Origin of the sequence: Deinococcus sp. LM3 (assembly GCF_002017875.1) — a bacterium.
Classification (GTDB): domain Bacteria; phylum Deinococcota; class Deinococci; order Deinococcales; family Deinococcaceae; genus Deinococcus.
The window spans coordinates 144,630-162,265 of record NZ_MUFV01000005.1; the positions used below are offsets into that span (position 1 = coordinate 144,630).

The 17,636-nt window shown below is 64.9% G+C and carries 19 protein-coding genes; 7 read left to right on the forward strand and 12 right to left on the reverse strand.

Going from position 1 to position 17,636, the window contains the following annotated elements; all coding sequences use genetic code 11:
* Positions 1-124: 124 nt before the first annotated feature.
* From BXU09_RS18915 to nagZ, 12 genes are all read right to left on the reverse strand, one after another.
* Positions 125-991 carry an ROK family protein gene (locus BXU09_RS18915; RefSeq protein ID WP_078305874.1) on the reverse strand — a complete coding sequence of 289 codons (867 nt, stop codon included), beginning with the start codon at positions 989-991 and terminating at the stop codon, positions 125-127.
* Positions 984-1,667 carry an N-acetylmannosamine-6-phosphate 2-epimerase gene (locus BXU09_RS18920; protein WP_078305786.1) on the reverse strand — a complete coding sequence of 228 codons (684 nt, stop codon included), beginning with the start codon at positions 1,665-1,667 and terminating at the stop codon, positions 984-986. The genes BXU09_RS18915 and BXU09_RS18920 overlap by 8 nt, the downstream gene beginning before the upstream one ends.
* Positions 1,668-1,883: 216 nt before the next feature.
* Entirely contained in the window at positions 1,884-2,903 is a 1,020-nt protein-coding gene (locus tag BXU09_RS18925) for a LacI family DNA-binding transcriptional regulator (protein WP_078305875.1), read from the reverse strand.
* Positions 2,904-2,908: 5 nt separating this feature from the next.
* Positions 2,909-4,501 carry an FAD-dependent oxidoreductase gene (locus BXU09_RS18930; protein WP_078305876.1) on the reverse strand — a complete coding sequence of 531 codons (1,593 nt, stop codon included), beginning with the start codon at positions 4,499-4,501 and terminating at the stop codon, positions 2,909-2,911.
* Positions 4,498-5,247 (reverse strand): carbohydrate ABC transporter permease, encoded by a 750-nt coding sequence (locus BXU09_RS18935; protein ID WP_240501515.1) that lies wholly within the window; start codon positions 5,245-5,247, stop codon positions 4,498-4,500. Before BXU09_RS18935 ends, BXU09_RS18930 begins: the two co-directional genes overlap by 4 nt.
* Positions 5,248-5,335: 88 nt before the next feature.
* On the reverse strand, positions 5,336-6,211 hold the full coding sequence (locus BXU09_RS18940) for a sugar ABC transporter permease (protein WP_240501501.1): 876 nt from the start codon (positions 6,209-6,211) through the stop codon (positions 5,336-5,338).
* The gene (locus BXU09_RS18945; protein ID WP_240501503.1) at positions 6,208-7,437 is read right to left on the reverse strand and encodes a sugar ABC transporter substrate-binding protein; all 1,230 of its coding nucleotides are present in this window, start codon (positions 7,435-7,437) and stop codon (positions 6,208-6,210) included. The genes BXU09_RS18940 and BXU09_RS18945 overlap by 4 nt, the downstream gene beginning before the upstream one ends.
* A 699-nt stretch (positions 7,438-8,136) precedes the next feature.
* Entirely contained in the window at positions 8,137-8,469 is a 333-nt protein-coding gene (locus tag BXU09_RS21230; protein ID WP_205684189.1) for a glycosyl hydrolase-related protein, read from the reverse strand.
* Between the two features lie 53 nt (positions 8,470-8,522).
* Positions 8,523-11,456, reverse strand: coding sequence for an alpha-mannosidase (locus tag BXU09_RS18950; protein ID WP_205684190.1), 2,934 nt, complete (start codon positions 11,454-11,456; stop codon positions 8,523-8,525).
* A 333-nt stretch (positions 11,457-11,789) separates the two neighbouring features.
* Complete coding sequence (locus BXU09_RS18955; protein WP_144012390.1) at positions 11,790-13,178, reverse strand: hypothetical protein; 1,389 nt, start codon at positions 13,176-13,178, stop codon at positions 11,790-11,792.
* A gap of 284 nt (positions 13,179-13,462) precedes the next feature.
* Positions 13,463-13,690, reverse strand: coding sequence for a hypothetical protein (locus BXU09_RS22150; RefSeq protein ID WP_346417603.1), 228 nt, complete (start codon positions 13,688-13,690; stop codon positions 13,463-13,465).
* 124 nt (positions 13,691-13,814) lie between these two features.
* Positions 13,815-14,951, reverse strand: a complete 1,137-nt coding sequence (gene nagZ, locus BXU09_RS18960) for a beta-N-acetylhexosaminidase (RefSeq protein ID WP_346417604.1) — start codon at positions 14,949-14,951, stop codon at positions 13,815-13,817.
* A gap of 165 nt (positions 14,952-15,116) precedes the next feature.
* Here nagZ and BXU09_RS21755 point away from each other — a divergent pair, with 165 nt between their 5' ends.
* The 7 genes from BXU09_RS21755 to BXU09_RS18980 form a co-directional block, all read left to right on the forward strand.
* A complete protein-coding gene (locus tag BXU09_RS21755) occupies positions 15,117-15,356 on the forward strand; it encodes a hypothetical protein (RefSeq protein ID WP_240501517.1) in 240 nt (79 codons plus the stop codon).
* A complete protein-coding gene (locus tag BXU09_RS22155; protein WP_346417605.1) occupies positions 15,310-15,687 on the forward strand; it encodes a hypothetical protein in 378 nt (125 codons plus the stop codon). Before BXU09_RS21755 ends, BXU09_RS22155 begins: the two co-directional genes overlap by 47 nt.
* Positions 15,669-15,962: a hypothetical protein gene (locus BXU09_RS22050; protein WP_276205860.1), complete on the forward strand. Its 294-nt coding sequence runs from the start codon at positions 15,669-15,671 to the stop codon at positions 15,960-15,962. The genes BXU09_RS22155 and BXU09_RS22050 overlap by 19 nt, the downstream gene beginning before the upstream one ends.
* On the forward strand, positions 15,959-16,306 hold the full coding sequence (locus BXU09_RS18970) for a MurR/RpiR family transcriptional regulator (protein WP_078305878.1): 348 nt from the start codon (positions 15,959-15,961) through the stop codon (positions 16,304-16,306). The genes BXU09_RS22050 and BXU09_RS18970 overlap by 4 nt, the downstream gene beginning before the upstream one ends.
* 108 nt (positions 16,307-16,414) lie before the next feature.
* Positions 16,415-16,678, forward strand: a complete 264-nt coding sequence (locus BXU09_RS18975) for an SIS domain-containing protein (RefSeq protein ID WP_240501519.1) — start codon at positions 16,415-16,417, stop codon at positions 16,676-16,678.
* Positions 16,679-16,959: 281 nt separating this feature from the next.
* The gene (locus BXU09_RS21760; RefSeq protein WP_240501520.1) at positions 16,960-17,154 is read left to right on the forward strand and encodes a hypothetical protein; all 195 of its coding nucleotides are present in this window, start codon (positions 16,960-16,962) and stop codon (positions 17,152-17,154) included.
* Positions 17,130-17,636 (forward strand): extracellular solute-binding protein (locus BXU09_RS18980; RefSeq protein WP_240501522.1); only part of this gene is annotated, 507 nt, incomplete at its 3' end. The genes BXU09_RS21760 and BXU09_RS18980, both read left to right, overlap by 25 nt.

Here is a 17,636-nt window from a genome sequence, read left to right on the forward strand (position 1 = left end):
GGAGGTGAGCGACGATGACGCAGGAGTGACCGTGGACTCATGGGGCGTCCTGCTGGTCATCGTGTTCTGCTCTGCGGTGAGCGAATCTTGAAAACTTGCCGGTGTGCAGAGTTCGAAGGTACCGTCACGGACCTGGATACTTTTCCTTGTGTACTGCGAAAAGCGCGGCGCCAACGAGACCGGCGTCTGGCCCGTGATGGGCCCGTTGGATGTCTGGAGTTCCCGAATTGCCGAAAGCAGCTGAGAGGAATGCCTGGGTGTACTTGCGTAGACCCACACTTCCCCCAAGGCAAATGGTATCCAGGCCTATCAGGCAATGGGCATCCCACAACCGGTCAGCCAGAGCTGACAGCGGGGCATGCAGGAGAGCCTGAGCCCGCGGATCGTTCCTTTCTGCCTCATCGAACAGAGCCTCTACTCCTGAGAAACCGGCAGAGTGCGCCACACCGTTGAGGGCACTGCCAGACGCACTGAGTTCCAGAGCCGCGCCATTTATTCCTCGAGTGAATCCCAGTCCAATGTCCCGCCCACCCGGCGGGTCATGCAACTGGCCTCTCAGAACCAGGCCGCTACCGATACCAGTTGAGACCGTCACAAACATGAAGTTGCGATCAACCAACGCTCCTCGGGCTTGCCATTCTCCCAGGGTGGCAGCTCGGGCGTCGTTGAGAACATGAACGGGGATGCCGAGTGCCCGTTCCAGACTCTGAGCAACAGGCACGGCCGTCCATCCCGGCATGGTGGTTTGATTGACGGCCGTCACGCGTCCGGCCTCAACACGTCCAGTACACGCAACACCCAGCGGGACACGAGCCGCCGGCTTTAACTGCTCCACCAGGTCAATCAGCCGGGAAATCACTGCGTCCGGGCCATCTTTCGCACAGGTGGGCATCTGTATGCGCCGCTGCACAGCGCCCTCATGAAGAAGGGCGGCCCGGGTGGTGGTGCCGCCAAGATCCACTGCCAGCCGCAGACCCGATCCTTCAGTCATGGAGGGCCTTGGTGAACCAACTGGTGATGACGTCCGGCCTGGTGATGGCGGACCCAACGACCACGAAGACGGCTCCCTGCCGCCGAGCCTGGGTAGCCTCTGCAGGACTGTGCAGCCGACCCTCAGCAACGAATGGCACTTCTGCTTCTCGCAACTCGTTCATCAGTGTCCAGTCCGGGCCGCCGAGTTGACGACTGTACGGCGTGTATCCACTCAGTGTCGTACTGACGATGTCTGCACCAAGTGCCATTGCCGCCTGGGCTTCCTCCAGTGTGCTGATGTCTGCCATGACCAGAGCGCCAGCCTCATGGACAGCAGCAAAAATGCCCTGAAGCGGTTCTGGGCGCGGCCGGAGCGTTGCGTCCAGTGCGACGATCTCGCAACCCAGTTTGGCGAGATGAACAGCTTCCTCAGCCGTCGGAGTGATGTAGACGCTGGTGTCCTCCCGGTCGGTTTTTGTCAGACCGATAAGGGGCAGATCCGTCACGGCCCGCACTGCCTGCACATCAGCGAAACCTTGAATGCGCAGCCCTGCCGCGCCGCCGTGTTGAGCCGCTAGAGCCAAGCGGCTGATAATGAAAGGCTCGCGCAAGGGACTGCCTGGATGAGCCTGACACGACACCACCAGGCCCCCGCGTAGGCGTTCGAGAAGAGGATGAAGGGATTGATTGCCCATATAACGGCCTCCGAAAGGCAAAGAGGGATGCGACAGGACGGTATGGAGTGGTGCCTGAGGTGGCGCGGGGTCACCACTCCACACCGATTACTCTCCGTCTCCCCTGTGTCACTCCAAATCGTTCAGTCAGGTTCGATCTTTTTCCAGACGACCTCATCGGCTATGGCTTCCGAGCCACCTCCACGCCGTTCCACGGACTTCCTGGCAAAAGAGCAGTCATATGACACGCGGGGCAGGTCCCAGGCTGATCCCTTCGTGGATCGCGCAGCGAAATATGGCGTTCTGTACAGGGTCGTTTCCCAATAGACGCAACAGCACTTCGACGGCGCCGCGCCCCATCTCTACGCGGGGAACACGCAGGCGGGTCCAGTGCGGATCATCCGGTTGGCCAGTGATCGCATCGCCCAGTACGGCACTGGAGAAGTCATCAGGGGAGCGGAATCCTCCCTGCATTGCTGTGGCATCCAGGGCGCGCATCAGGGCGTCGTTCTCTACCAGAAATCCCGTCACGCCCTGGGTAAGCACCTCGCGTAGAAATGCGTCATTCACTTGTTCCGGCAGAAGACGCAAGACCGGCGCCGCGCTTCCAGCTACGGCCCGGAACCCCTGTTCGCGATCAGCAGCCGATTCGGTACGCTCCTGTCGCCCTAAGTACATCAGCTGCCGATGTCCCAGGCTCAAAAAGCGCTGAGTCATTTCCTGGGTCGCTTCCGTGTAATTTGCTGTCACGTGTGGAAGATCTGCGCCTGGCAGTTCGCGTCGACCGACGAACACCAGCGGGTGGCCGCCGCGGAGCGCTTCAACCAGATCCTGGCGTTCCTGCTCGCCAGGGTCACCCAGCAGGAGGGTGCCGTCCGTGAGGGAGAGGCGGGTGCGGCTCGCCTCCGACAATCGACGTCTGCTCCCAGTGCTGCTGGTATGCAGCAGGAGGTCCTGGCCCTGCCGGGACGCCTCTTCTTCAATGCCTTCCAGGAAAGGCGCGTAGAAGTCACGGGTACTTCCCGGGAAGACAGCTTCATAGGTGAATACACCGATCAGCGAACTGCGGCCACCCACCAATCTCCGGGCAGCAGCATTGGGGACGTACCCCAATTCCTTGATGGTCTGCAGGACTCGGGCCCGCGTATCCGGGTTGATTCGCGTGCCTGTGGTGTGGCCGTTCAGGACTTGCGATACGACAGTCTGGGAAACCCCTGCGAGTCGGGCGATTTCTTTCTGTGTGGGACGTTGAGGCATGGGATTTAAAAACCTGGAGACGGTGTCAGGCGATAGGAGTCCGGCCAGGCGAGTGGTAAGCCCAGTTGAACCAGTCGTTCCTGGAAAGCGGGGAGATCCTGTTCACGTACGGCGGAAGGAGGCAGGTCGCGTTCCAGACAGTGGGCGGCGAGTGCGCCCGCCGCTTCCCCGACGTTCCATTCCACTGGATGCAGGCGGTAGCATCCGTTGGTAATGTGCGTGACTCCTAACGTCTTGCCGGCAGCAATCAGGTTGTTGACGCGGACAGGGATCAGGGCGCCCAGAGGAATCTGGAAGGGCCAGCTGGCCACATCCACGTACCCGCGTCCACCTGTGGAGGGATGCAGATCAATGCGGTACTGTCCGACGCCCACACTATCTGCGAAGACTTCTGCTCCTTGCATGGCGCCGCGGGCCTCCACCCCGATCATCGTCTCTGTGACTGTGAACAGTGCCCGGATGCGACGGGCTTCCCTGACGTATGGCCGTAAGGCTAAACCGTGAGTGAGTTCAGTGCCAGTCAGGTCACCCCGGAGCCGTAGGCCTGGGTAACCTTGTCCTCCGTCGTGACGGGGAGCTTCCGTCTGCATCCAGTACAGCAGCGCAAGACTTAAATTTTTTCCGGCTTCCAGGTGACGGGCCTTTTCTACCGCATCGACGCCGACAAGAGGTCCCAGCCAGTAGTCATTCTGCGGCCAGTTCACCAGCGTGACATCTGGCGTCTCCTGTGTGTAATGTCGGTTCGTGACGATACGGCGGTAGTGCCAGAAGTCACCCTTGTGAGCCACCTCACGCGGATCACCGAACAGATCGCGGTAGATCGGTGTCCCGGTAATCGGATGCGGGTAAGTCCAGGACAGTTGCGGAGCGGGCCAGAAGGGAGCCTGATAATCCCGCCAGAAATCGTAATGTTCTGGCCGGTCAATCGTGTGGTCTTCTCCCTCCTGGTGATCCATCGCAAAACACCACGTAAAGGCCTGCTGGTTGAGGGGTTGCGCAGACTCTAGGGCGTGGGGCTCCCCGGTCTCCCCTTGGCTTTCGGCACCAATGACGCTTTCTGCTCCGCTGAGCTCAGTCAGCTCTCCCAGTTCAGTGGCGTCCAGAACGTACTGGGCCTGCACGATATGCTGGACGCCCGAGATGTGCTGGAAAGTGACAGCGCGGATCACGTCTCCATCCAGTTCTACCTGAACGGGGGCCGTGTCCGTCCAAAGACGCAGCTGGCGCGACGTCCGGTAGGGGGCGAGCATACTTTCCAGAACCTGGAGGGCCACACGAGGTTCGTGGCACAGCCGGCCGACGTTTCCTGCACCAGGATTGAGATAGGGATCGGCTGCCGCCTGTGGGGTGGCGTACACGTGCTCCCGGTAATGCTGCCGAATCCGGCGGCGAAACTCGGCGTAGGTGGCGGTGGCGCCATAGTCCTCGATCCAGATTGCTTCATCTGGTGGAACGGCCTGGCTGGTGAGCTGCCCTCCAATCCAGGGAGATTCCTCCGTGAGAATGACACGGTGCCCCAGGCGCAGGGCCGCAAGAGCAGCGGCCACACCGCCGACGCCTCCACCGACGATCAGGATGGGCGTGAAGTGCTCGGTCATCCTTTTGTCCCGCTCGCCGCGAGGCTTTCAATGAAGGTACGCTGGGCCATCAGGAAGGCCAGCAGGACGGGCAGTGCCACCAGGACACTGGCGGCCAGTGTGAGATTCCAGTACGTGCCGCCCAGTGGGTCGGTGAATCGTTGCAGGGCCAGGGGCAGGGTCATGCGCGCCTCGTCGTTCAGGTAGATCAGGGGATTGAAGTAATCGTTCCAGGAATTCAGCACTGCGAAAATAGTGACCGTCGCCAGGGCTGGCCGGGACAGAGGCAGTGTGATGTACCAGAAGACGCCCAGCGTTCCTAGCCCATCAATGCGTCCAGCCTCATCGAGTTCGCGTGGCAGCGTAATGAAGTGCTGGCGCATCAGGAAGACGCAGAGGGCACCAGTGGCACTGAAGACCTGCAGCAGAATGATAGGGACAAGGGAGTTGGAGAGTTGAAGTGCCCGGAACGCAATGAACTGTGGGATCGCGGTGAGTTCAGCCGGAATCATCATTGCGGCGAGCGTGAACACGAAGGCAAGATTCCGCCCTGGAAAGCGCAGGCGCGCGAACGCGTACCCGGCCGTCGCAGACAGGATGAGGGTAACCGGGACGGTAATAGCGACCGTCAGTAGGCTGTTGAGATACTGACGTGCAAATGGGTAGTCTCCGAAGACGCGAGCGAAGTTGGTCAAACCTGCATCGAGATTCAGACCGAATGGATTACCGAAGATCCCCTGGGCTGACTTCACGCTGGAGAGGAACATCCACAGGATCGGGGCGACAAATGGAAGACAGACGATGACCAGTAATACGTAAAGCAGAACTGACCAGGGGGTACGCGAGGGGGGAAGGTTACTCCTCATAGAACACCAGTGCCCGGCGCATCCGCCACTGCAACAGCGTCAGCAGCAGTACGACGACGAAGAGAATGGCTGCCAGGGCGGAAGCGTAGCCGAACTCGAAAAAAGTGAAGCCCTGCTTGAACATGTACACGATCAGGGTGGTGGTCGCACTGGCGGGACCTCCCCCAGTGAGAACCCAGATAGGCGTGAAGACTTTCAAAGCACCGATCACGGTCACCAGAAAGACCAGAAAGAGAGTGGGGGAGATCATTGGAAGGGTGATGTAGCGGTAGACCTGCCAGGGGCTGGCCCCATCCAGGTGAGCGGCCTCCCGCTGCTCGGGGGGCACTCCCTGTAAGGCGCTCAAGAAGATCACCGTGTTCAGTCCCACTGCCTTGAGCACTTCAATCACAATGACCGTACCCAGCGCCGTTTGGGGTGCGAGGAGCAGGTTGGCATTCTCGAAACCCATTCCCTGGAGCGTACCGTTGATCGGTCCCTGCGGTTGGAGCAGGAACTTCCAGATCAGAGACCAGGCGACAATGGGCATCACCACCGGGGAGAACACCATGGATCGGAAGGCAGCGATGCCTGGCAGGCGAACATTCAGCAGGCTGGCCAGGGCGAGCGCCACCCCGATGTTCAGCAGCACGATTCCCACGGTGAAGAAGGCGGTCACGGTGAGGCTCCCCCGGAACTCCAGATCATCCGCGAGACGCATGTAATTGCTCAGCCCGCTCATCCGGGGTGGGTCCAGCAGTGACCAGCTGGTCAGGGACATCCACAGGACTGCGACCAGAGGAGCGATGATGAACGCGAGCATGCCCAGCACGTAGGGCAGGGAGAGCAGCAGGCCCGCCCGAGCCTCACGGCGGGCGAGCGTCACAGCCGGTCAACCGTGCGGCAGGTGGTGTCCAGGATCGACCGGAGGTCCGCGCCGGGCTGAAACACCCGGTCCAGACTGCTGGTAATCACATCATTGGCTTTCAGCCAGTCGGTGGTTGTCTGAAGCACTCGTGCCGAGGCAATCTGACTGGTCAGTGCGGTTTTCAGCATCGAAGCTGGTATCGCGGGGTTGCTGCCCAGATAAGCGCTGCTCTTCAGGATGCTCTGCCGGGGCGGGGGGAAGAACTTCGCTGTGCGGTTCATGTTTTCCCGTGATGCAAGAAACTGCAGGAAGGCAAGCGCTTCGGCCTGGTTACGACCTTTGCTGAACGCGACATACCCAGCCTGACCCAACTGGCTTATGCGTCCCGTTGGACCCTTGGGAAGGGGGGCGACACCCCATTTGAACTTGGCGTCTTTCAGCTGCCCAGCGTAACTGACGTTGTCGTAGTACATACCCAGCTTCCCGCCCTCGAAGCTCGTCTGATCTCCGGGACGCGGCATGCTGCCGTCCTTGAACATCATCTCCTGCATCAGGTTGAAAGCGCGCAGGCTACCGGCGGAGTTCAGATTGCACTTCTGATTGCTGTCGTACACGCCACCACCGTGCGACCACAGTACGGCCAGCAGTCCGCCTGCCCAGGCCTTGGGATCGACTCGCATGACCCGTGCGCCGGAACTGCCCGTTTTGGTTTTGATGGCCAGTGCCGACTTCTGGAAGGCGGCATAGTCCCACTGCCCCCGGGCGTACTGGGCCAGAGGGTCCGTGATCTTGGCCTGTGCAAAGAGGTCCTTATTATAAAACAGCACAAGTGGCGAGTTGGAGAAGGGGAGGCCGTAGAGATTGCCATTACGCTTCCAGAGACTCAGCGAAGACGTCGTGAAGTCCGAAAGCCCGAAAGCAGCCACCTTGCCCAGTGAAGCCACATTGACAAGGTTGCCAGACGCGATAAATGTCGGTACGTCGCGTTCAGAGAGCCATCCGACATCGGGGGCGTCACCAGAAGCAATTTGCACAGCCAGCTTACGGCTGTAATCCGCAAACGGCGTGACTTCTATCCGGACATCCACATTGGTTTTGGCTGTGTATTCCCGCGCAAGCTGCTGCAGGAGGGCCAGGCCATCGCCGCCGGCCCAGGTGCTGAAGCGCAGTTCAGTCGCCTGCGCGGAAGATGCCACGGCGAGCATCGAAGCGAGAAAAGTGTACAGGGCGGGACGGCGCATCATGAACCTCCTGAAGTAATACGTATTGGCTTGCTCCGAAGCGTATGGGTACAGATCGGCCTTGTCAAGCGGTCAGCCCTGCGGACAGACTTCGGTCTCAGCTCGGGGTGGGCACGGGAACCCCAAAACGCCATTTCCCAAATGCCCCTCTGACCTCAGTGCCCGATACTTTCCCGTGGGGCTTGAAGAATTTCAGTTGACACGCGAGAACATGGCGCGTCCCCCTCCTCCGCCAAGCTAACCCGCTGCTTCACCGCGCATTTTCCGGAGTTCCGCCATGGTCAGGTCGAGGTGCTCTCCTTCATGGTCCTCGCCCTCCTTGGCGGCAAGGACATCCGGCAGGCAATATTGACCAGCAGTTCGCTCGGTCCTCGGTGATCATGGCTCCTCAGACACTTCCAAGGCGGGGTGCCTCAAACCTCGCTCGAGAAGCGCGTCAGCCGCACATCAAGTAGAAGTTCGCCTAATACGGACTCCGATTGAACGGCTCTGCAAGCCGTTCAATCGGAGCGGAGCGAGAAGGAGAGAAACGCCCCTCCGGACGTGGAGCTGGCAACCCGGGGATGTTCCGGGTTGTCAGCGAAACAGACGGCAGTCCGTATAATCATCCGCGCGAGGGTTACTCTGCGCCCTGAGCGACGACTTCAGCACTGCGCTGGGCGAGCCACTTTTTGCGATCCACACTGGCCTTTGGCCTGCTCCTCAAGAAGGACAAACTTGCACGCGCCCGGGCCGAATCTCAACTTCGTCCCGTTCACGCTTTGGGGTCAGGCCATTCCTGCCTGTAGAGAAATGCAACCTCAGCGTCACGACCTCATAGGGCCGCAGATCGAGGATGACCGTTTCACCAGTGAGGGTGAGCGGCCGCGGCGCTTCCTCCAGCAAGTTCACGCATTCGGCTCCCCTCAGTCCCGCGATTTCGAGTCGGGCTTCCCCGCGCGCTCCATGCGGCTCGTAGAGCCGCATGATCAGGGCGCCGTCCTCCTCCGCCTTCTTGAGGGCACCCAGGGCTACCGGCAGGCCCGAACCGCTCACCCAGCCTCCAGTCGGAACTGGGCCAGAAGCGGGAACCGCCACCAGCGGGCTGTTCAGGTCAAAGGCCTCACGCACGGTGCCGGCCTCGTTCCAGCGCCCCACGTGGGGAACAGCGCGTAGCTGAATTCGTGCTCGCCCTCGTCGGCGGTGGGATCGGGGTACATCGGACCGCGCAGCAGGGTCAGCGCCAGGGTCCCCCCCAGCGCCGAGTGCCCGTATTTGCTGTCGTTGAGCAGAGAGACGCCGTAGCCGCTCTCCCCCAGGTCGGCCCAGCGGTGCCCGGCGACCTCGAATCGCGCCGCGTCGCCGGGGGAGTTGCGGTGGGTGGGGCGGGAAACGGCGCCGAAAGCCGTCTCGAACCAGGCTTCGTGGGTGCGTATCTTCAGTTCAAAGACCGCCTTGACCAGTGTGCGGCGCTCGTGCCACTCGGCGCGGGTGTGGATCTCAATCCGGCGCGAGTCGGCACGCAGGCGGTAGGTTTGCGTGAGGCGCGATTCGCGCCAGCGCCGGGTGACCCGTAAGGCAGCGCGTAGAGGTCCGGCCTCGATCAATTCCAGGGTCTCCACCCCGCCGATCTCCTCGCCCTCGCCCTCGATGCTGGGTGCCACGTCCCAGGCGTCGTACTCGCGGGGCAGGTCGAAGTGGGCGATCAGGCGGTTGCCGCGACCCTCCAGGACCTCGCGCCGCTCCTGCTTGTCGTAGATCCGGTGCAGGGTGCCGTCCGTGCCGATCAGCACTTCCAACAGGGTGTTTCCCAGGATCCAGCCGTCTGCCGTCTCGCGCGTCTGCACGCGGGCGGACACAGGGGGGGTGTCGCCCGGTTCGGCGCGCAGTTCCAGCAGACTCAGGGCGGACACGTCGCGCCCCGGGGCGTGGACCAGCAGACCGCCCTCCACCGGCTGGGCGGGCAGCGGCTGGCCGTCCGCATCATGGACGGCACCGGACGCGCCGGGAAGCAGCACACTCAGCGGCCGGTCATGCAACGCGGAGTTGGCGATGGCCCAGCGGCCCACATGGTTCTCCCCCGCCGTCAGTGCCCGCACCGCCGCGTCTCGGAGGCCCGCAGCGCGAGTGACGACCTCCTCCAGTTCGGCTCTGGCGACCACGTTGACCTCGCGGATGCTGGAGCCGGGCAGGATGTCGTGGAACTGGTTGAGCAGGGTGTTTTTCCAGATCGCCTCCAGCTCGGCGGCGGGATAGGCATGCCCCGCCAGGTGGGCCAGGCTGGCGAAGGCCTCGGCTTCCAGAAGGCGGGCCTCCGCTGCGCGGTTCAGCCACTTGAGCCGTGCCTGCGAGGTCAGGACGCCCCGGTGGAACTCCAGATAGAGCTCGCCCACCCAGACCGGCAGGCCTTCGCGGGGCAGGGACGCAAAGAAGTCGTCCACCCGGCTCATTCGCAGCCGCGGAAGCGCCGGGAAGTCGCGCAGCCGGGCATACAGCTCCAGATGCTCGCTCGCCGGGCCACCGCCACCGTCGCCGTGCCCGAACGTGAAGAGGCTCTCGGGCTCACGGATCTCCTCCCCGCCCATCCAGAGCGGGAGGGCCTGACCCTGAAACTGCCGCCAGGTGCCCAGCAGGTCAAGCGGCTCGACCAGACCGTTGTAGGCCCGCCCCGCCGGGTTGTAGAAGGTATGCGCCCGCACCCGGCTGCCGTCGAGGCCTTCCCACTCGAACAGGTCGTATGGAAAGACGGTCGTCTCGTTCCAGTTGAGCTTGGTGGTGAAAAAGCCCCCGATGCCCGCCTGGAGGAGCAGTTGCGGTAGCGCCGAGGTAAAGCCGAAGGTGTCGGGGAGCCAGGCCACCGTGCTGGCATGCCCGAATCTGGCCTTGAAGTAGCGCTGACCGTACAGCAGTTGCCGCGCCAGCGACTCTCCGCCCGTCATCTGACAGTCGGGTTCCACCCACATGCCCCCGACCGGCTCGAAGCGGCCCTCCCGTGCGCGGGCCTGCAGGGCCTGAAGAAGGGCCGGGTCGTCCTCTTCCAGCCAGGCGAAGACCTGCGCGGAGGACTGACCGAACAGCAACTCCGGGTAACGGTCCATCAACTCCAGCAGGGTGTGGAAGGTCCGGCGCAGTTTGCGGCGCGTCTCGGCGACCGGCCACAGCCAGGCAAGGTCGATATGCGCGTGTCCGCTGAGGGCCAGGCGGCCGCTGGGAGGGTAGAGCGCCCGCACCCGGTCGAGATGTCCTGCCAGGGCCACGCGCGCCCGCTCGATGCCCGCGACGATTTCCGGGGGAAGCGGCTGGGGCGCAGGCAAGTCCGGCAGGCGGTCCCACACGTCGCCTGCGTGGCTGCGTCCCGCCGAGCCGTGGGAGATCCGGGCCAGATATCCAGAGGTGCCCGAGGGCCACTCGAGGTCCGCGAGCGCGGCCTCGGCGGCGGCCAGCAGATGCGGGACAACCTCGTGGACGTTTCCGGGCGTCCCCTCGCGCGGGCTGCGTCCCGTCTGGAGGCCGCCCAGTACCCGCGCGGCCTCCAGCACGGCGGTGAGGTCGAGCAGCAGGCCCTGGACCGCCGCCTCGGGCGCGACGAGGTGGGCACGGGTCAGGCGCGGGGCGGGGTTCGGGGTGCCGAACAGTCCCTTGGGCACCGCCTCGATCTCGACCCGGACCTTTTCGCCGCCCATGGCGCACCCGGCCACCCGGAAGGCGCGGTGGTACTCGTTCAGCCCGCCGGTCAGCGTTTGTGTCAGGGCGCTGCTGGTGATCTGCACGAAGCCCTCGCCGCCCACGTCGAGTTCGAGTTCCACCATCCGGCCCGCGAAGCTGGCAGGCACCTGAAATTCGGCTGCGAACCGCACCGGGCCGCCCGCAACCGATTGATCCACCTGCGGCCAGGGGTCACCGAGCCGCAGCAGCGTGGGGGGAGCGCCGGGTGCTGTGAAAGTCCACCCCTCCACAGGCCACTCGCGGGCCATCCGCCAGGCGGCGAAATCGTCGCGGCGCTTCTCGAGGAGTTGCAGGCGCTGGGCGAGGGTCAAGGACATGTGGAACACCTTGGTCTGGTGAGCGGCGCAGTGGGCCGGGCAGAGAGCGAACCGGTGAACAGCTGAGGCATCAGGCTCCTGTGGCAAGTCGCAGTGAGGGCCGCCTCCCGGTCGGAGCGGGGAGGCGGAAGGCAGAACCGGTCTGAGCGTGGGGAAGGGACGGCGCAACAGAGGGACGGCGCACCCCCCGCGTCATCTCATACGGATTCCGTTTGTTTCGCCAACACTCCGGAACTTCACCGGATTGCCGGCTCCACGTCCGGAACCCGCCCCGCTCCCACTCGCTTCGCTCCGATTGAATGGGCTTTGCAGCCCATTCAATCGGAGTCCGTATCAGCGCGGATCCGTACAGGTCAGCCTGACGATCACCGGCTGGGCGCGGTACAGCAGGTCCCCCTTCTGCGCCCCGGGCAGCGCGCTCGGTACTGAGCCGTCGTAAGTCTCTCCCACGGCGTACAGCAGGTTCGTGGCGCGTTCCTCCGTTCCGGCCTGGCTGCCGCACACGGCGTCCAGGCGCGTGGTGTGCTGCTCCCCGACGGCCAGAACGCCGCTCTCGGACTTGACCGTGTGCTCACGTCCCAGCGGCGTGAGCGCGTAATGCACGAAGGACTCGGGTACGCCCTGGTTGGCGAACGCCAGGGTGGAACGGACCGTCTGCCGCACCGGGGCCGTCAGATCGAAGGTGCTGCCTGAAGGCAGGGCGAGCGCGGCGCGCTCCCGCAGCTTGATGCTGGCGCGGATGTTCGGCAGGGCGCTGTCAGGGGTCACCGTGACGATATCGGCGGGCTGGGCGCAGGCACTCCACAACATGCCCGGGGCGAGGGGACGACGCCAGGGCTTCCCGGAGGCCCCTTCCAGCTGACCCACGACCAGTTCACGCCACGACGATCCCCGGAAGGCGTAATTGCCGCTGAGCAGGCGGAAGTCTCCCCGGCCGGGAAAGGCGATGGTGGTCATGACCTTGAACACCTGATCCTCGCCTGCGGTTTTCCAGCCGATCGCCTCCTCATGGAGGATCTCGCGGGTGGCAAAGCCGCTGTCCCCGACCAGTACCACGCCTTTCGGCGTGACGCGGAACTTCAGCCAGGAACCGGAAATCTCCAGACGCAGGGCGCCGTCATGGGGAATGCTCATCCGCATCGAGGCGCTCTGGTTGCCCGACAGGCGATAGACATACTGGAAGCCGTCCTCGCCGTTCTCACGGGCAATATTCTTCTGTTTGCCCTCGACATTGATGACGGGAATCCACGCTCCGTCCTGGACGGCGTAGATTCCGGCGTCGGCGGCGCGACCCTGGCGCGGCTGGCCCCCCAGGTACAGGTAGGGAAACACCGTATTGGTCGCGCGGATGTCCGGCATGAAGGCGGTACCCTCAATGAAGTTCACCGGGCCTGTGCGGGCCGGATCGGTCTGAAAGCGGGAATAGGCTCCGCTCATCTCGTTGCGGCAACGCAGGAAGACGCCATCCGAGGCGTGCCCGGGAGGTGTGGCGGCGCTCTGGGTGCCGAGCGGGCCGAAGACGTCCGGGTCGATTCCGATGGACGGCAGTGGCGCGGCACCCTCACTGAGGTCAAGCGCGTCTTGGCTGGGTTCTTCCGCTCCGGTGGACTGCGTGCCGAGCGTCCCCGCCGGGTGCACGGCAGACTGAGGTGCAGAGGAGAGGTGGCCGCAGGCGGTCAGGAGAAGCGCGGAGGCGGCGAGCAGGCTGAGTCGGTTACGCATGATGACCTTTCCAGGCGCGCCAGGGATGGACGTGCCCCCACCAGGGAGGTGGACTGCTGTGAGGGTGGTGTGCCGAGAGGGCCTTTCGTTGCCGGGTGCCCCGCCAGTCGATGACGCCAGTCACGCAGAGGGTGTCCTGCTGGAGGCCTGATGCCTGCGGGCTTCTGGCGGTCAGTCGGCTTCTGGAGGGTCACGGGTGTGCCCCTGGGTGAAAGCCGTCGGTGGTTGAGGGGAGGCCGGGAAGCGGCCGACGACCCCACCCCCGCCGGGGCATCCAGTCACCTTCACCGGGCCACCTGACCCAGTGGCACGGGTAATTCACCGTCCGCGGTGGTCTCTCCAGCCAGACAGCGCTGCAGGGCGTCCAGGGCCTCCGGGCGAAAGCCGTAGGTGATCAGTGCGGGCGCATTCACGTCCAGCGCCGCGTACGGATTCCACAGCGCCAGGTGAAGGTCAGGCGTCGCCCCGCGCCAGGCGGGGTGCCGGTGGCGGGCCGTGGTGGCCAGGATCACGGTTCGTCCACGGGCCCGCAGGGCCTGCCAGTCGAGGGAGCCGGGTCGGTGACGAGCAGGGTCTCGACCTCGTACAGCCCTCCTAGGCGCCGCGCAAGGTCCTGACCACTGACGCCCGCTTCCATCACGTTCTCGCCGGGCACCTCGGCCACGGCGACCAGAGTGACGCCCGCTCCCCGGGAGGCAGGACCGGATCGCGGTAGCGCGTGAGCCCGCGCGCCCACGCGTCTCCCAGCAGGGAGGCGTCCGCGGTCCGCTGCGGGGGTAGGTACGCCCTGGAGCGGCTGGGGTACTGGCGGGCCAGCGAGTCCAGTCGGGCGAGTTTGTCTGCCACGTCCGGCACCCGTCCGGCGGCGATCGCCTCTTCCACCGCCTGCAGGGTTTCTTCCTGCGCCGAGCGCCGTCCCAGGGCCATCACCATGTCGGCCCCGGCCAGCAGCGCCAGCACGGCCGCCTCGCCGCGCCCGTAGTGGTCGTCGATAGCCTTCATTCCCATCGAGTCGGTGATCACCACGCCGCCGTAGCCCCAGTCGTCCCGTAGCAGCCCGGTCAGCAGCGCGGGGGAGAGCGTCGCAGGCAGGTCCGGATCCAGCGCCGGGTAGACGATATGTGCCGTCATGACGGCGGGCACCTCGGCCTCCCGGAAGGCCCGGCGGAAGGGGACGAACTCGCCCACCTCCAGTTCGGCGCGTCCCTTGGCCACCCGGGGCAGCGCGAGGTGGCTGTCCAGGACGGTGTCCCCGTGGCCCGGGAAATGCTTGACGCAGCCTGCCACGCCCTCCGAGAGCGAACCCTCCAGCCAGGCGAGGGCCAGCTCGGTCACCCGGTCGGGGTCCGACCCGAAGGCGCGGTCCCCAATGACGGGGTTGTGCGGATTCACGTTGAGGTCCAGTACCGGCGCGAAGTTCCAGTTGATTCCCACGGCGGCCAGGGGTCGCGCAACCGCCGCGCCGACCTCGCGGGCCAGGGTGGGGTCGCCGGCCGCCCCCAGGCTCAGGGCGCTGGGGGCGGCCGGCCAGAACGGCGTGCGGAAGACGCCGCCGCCCTCCTGGTCGATGGCGATCAGCGCTCCAGCACCCATCACGTCGCGCAGGTCCGCCACCAGCCGGGCGAGCTGCGGCTCGCTCTCGACGTTCTTGCGAAACAGGCAGACCGCCCGGATCCGGTGGCGGCGCAGATGTTCGCGGGTGTCGGCGTCGAGGTCGGGGCCAGGAATATCGACCATCAGCAGCGGGCCGGCCTGGGGAGCATGTTCGGGCATGGGTCTCCTTTGGAACAAAGTTCCAGTTTGGGCATTGATTGACAGCGGTTTGCTCCAAGAGTAGTCTTATTCCAACTTCACAGTCAATCCTGGAATTTTTCTCCAACCGCGCTGCTCGCTCACCGCGCGGCCATCCAGTTCGCCCGCCTCGCCAAAGGAGTCTCCGTGATTCATCCCCGCCTTGCCCGGAGTGTGCTCGACCGGCTGCACTCGCAACTCATCGTGTCGGTGCAGGCCGATGACGGCAGCCCGCTGCGGGATTCGCGCATCATCGCCGCCCTGGCCTGCGCCGCCGAACTGGGCGGGGCCGCCGGACTGCGCGTCCGCCTCGGCCGAGGACGTGCGGGCCGTGCAGAGCGTGAGTGCCTTGCCCCTGATCGGCCTGACGAAGACGTGGCGCGATGACACCGACGTCTACATCACGCCGACCCCGGCGGAGGCTGAGCAGCTGGCCGGACTCGGCTGCGCGATGGTGGCCTTCGACGCGACCCGGCGCCCCCGGCCACACAGCGTTCCCGAACTGATTGGTGCCATCCAGGCGGCAGGAGCGCTGGCGCTGGCAGACGTGGCCACCCCTGGCGGAAGCGGCCGCGGCCTTGCACGCGGGGGCCGATCTGGTGAGCACGGCCCTGTCGGGCTATACCCCCGACAGCCCGCAGCAGGAGGCTCCCGATTTCGAGCTGATGCAGGGACTGCACGCCGCCGGCATCCCCTTCCCTGGCCGAAGGGCGCCTGAAAACTCCTGCCGACGCCGTGCGCGCCCTGGAACTCGGCGCGCACGCGGTCGTCGTGGGGTCCGCCATCACCCGGCCCGACGACGTCACCCGTTGGTTCACGGCGGCCCTGCGGACGCTGCCGGGCAGGTGGCCACCCGATGATCGAGGACCGGACGCGGATCACCGGGGCGCTCAGCCGCCTGCGGGCGCAGATAGAGTTGCTGACCCCGGCCCAGCAACGCGCAGCGGCCTATACACTCGAACACCCCGGCGAGGTGATCTACCAGACGGTTGACCGAGCTGGCCGAGGCGAGCGGCACCGGAGTGGCGACCGTGATGCGCCTGTGCCGTGACCTGGGCTTCGCCGGCTTTCAGGAATTCAAGCTGGCCCTGGCCGCCGATCTGGCCAGCGTGCAGGGTCCGGTGGACGCCCCCAGCGGCACGCCCGAAAGCCTGATCGCGCACGCCGTCCGCACCTGCTCGCGGGTGCTGGAGGATACCAGCAAGGTGCTCGACCCCCGCGAGCTGGAGCGCGCCCTGAACGCGCTGGCAGGGGCGCCCTGCATTCTGCTCACTGGTCAGGGGCCAGCGGGGTCACGGCCCTGGACTTCGCCTACAAGCTGCTGCGCCTCGGCCTGAACGCGGCGGCCCTGACGGATCCGCACCTGGCGTCCATGCGCGCCGCCGTCCTGCCCACCCGGCTCGGTGGCAGTCGGAATCACCCGCTCGGGCAGCACCGTCGACACCGTGCACGTGCTGCGCCAGGCCCGGGAGCGTGGGGCCTTCGTCGTCGCCATCACCCACCGCGCCCGCAGCCCGGTCACCGAATACGCCGGTTGCACCCTGCACACCGCCTCGCCCGAAGATCCCCTGGGCGGCGGGGCGGTTGCCAGCAAGGTTGGACAGCTGCTGGTGCTCGAGGCCCTCTACACCGGCCTCCATGCCCGGATTCCGGGTGCACAGGAAGCGGTCAGGGCAACCGCTTCTGCCGTTGTGGACAAGAGCTACTAGCGCCCAGAGGAGGACCCGTCATGACCCTGCTCTTTACCTGCTCCGAAAGTGTCCAGCCTCCCCGACACCAACCTGCGGCCTTTCCTCCCGGCACACTCCGCGAAGGCCAGAATGTGACGAACCCATAAATTCAGCCCACCGGGACGCCACGTGCGCCACGCCCGCCTCGTCACGGTTCACCAAAAGCTCTCTCGCCGAAAGGACCCCTCAACCATGCGCAAACAAATTCTGCTGACCGCTGCCCTGCTCGCCTCTCCACCGCCGCTGCCCAGAAGACCCAGGTGGAGTTCTGGACCATCTCGCTGGCGCCCCTCTTCAACGACGAGATGGAGCGCCTCGCCACCCAGTTCGAGCAGCAGAACCCGAACGTGGACGTGAAATGGGTGGACGTACCCGCCAACGCCATCGAGCAAAACTGCTGGCCGCCGTCGCCGCCGGTCGCCCGCCCGCCGTGGTCAACCTCAACGCCGACATGATCGTGAAGCTCCAGCAGCAGGGGGCGCTTGAAACCATGAACGGCGTGGGCCAGACGGTCCTGAACACCTACTTCAAGGGCGCGCTGAACACCTTCACGGTGGACGGCAAGGTCTACGGCCTGCCGTGGTACTGGTCACCCAAGGTCGTGGCCTACAACACCGACCTGTTCCGGAAAGCCGGACTCGACCCCAACAATCCGCCGCGCACCATGCAGACCCTGATCGCCGCCGCCAAGCAGATCAAGGACAAGACCGGCATGTACGGCTTCGTGCCCAACATCAACAACCTCGGCTTCCTGTACATGTTCCAGGAAGCGGGCCTGCCGATCCTCTCCAAAGACGGCAAGAAGGCGGTGTTCAACTCACCCCAGCACGTGCGGATGGTGCAGCAGTACGCGGACCTGTACAAGAAAGGCTACATCCCGGAAGACACCATGCGCCGGGGCTTCACGGCCGCGACCGAGCTCTACGGCGCGGGCAAG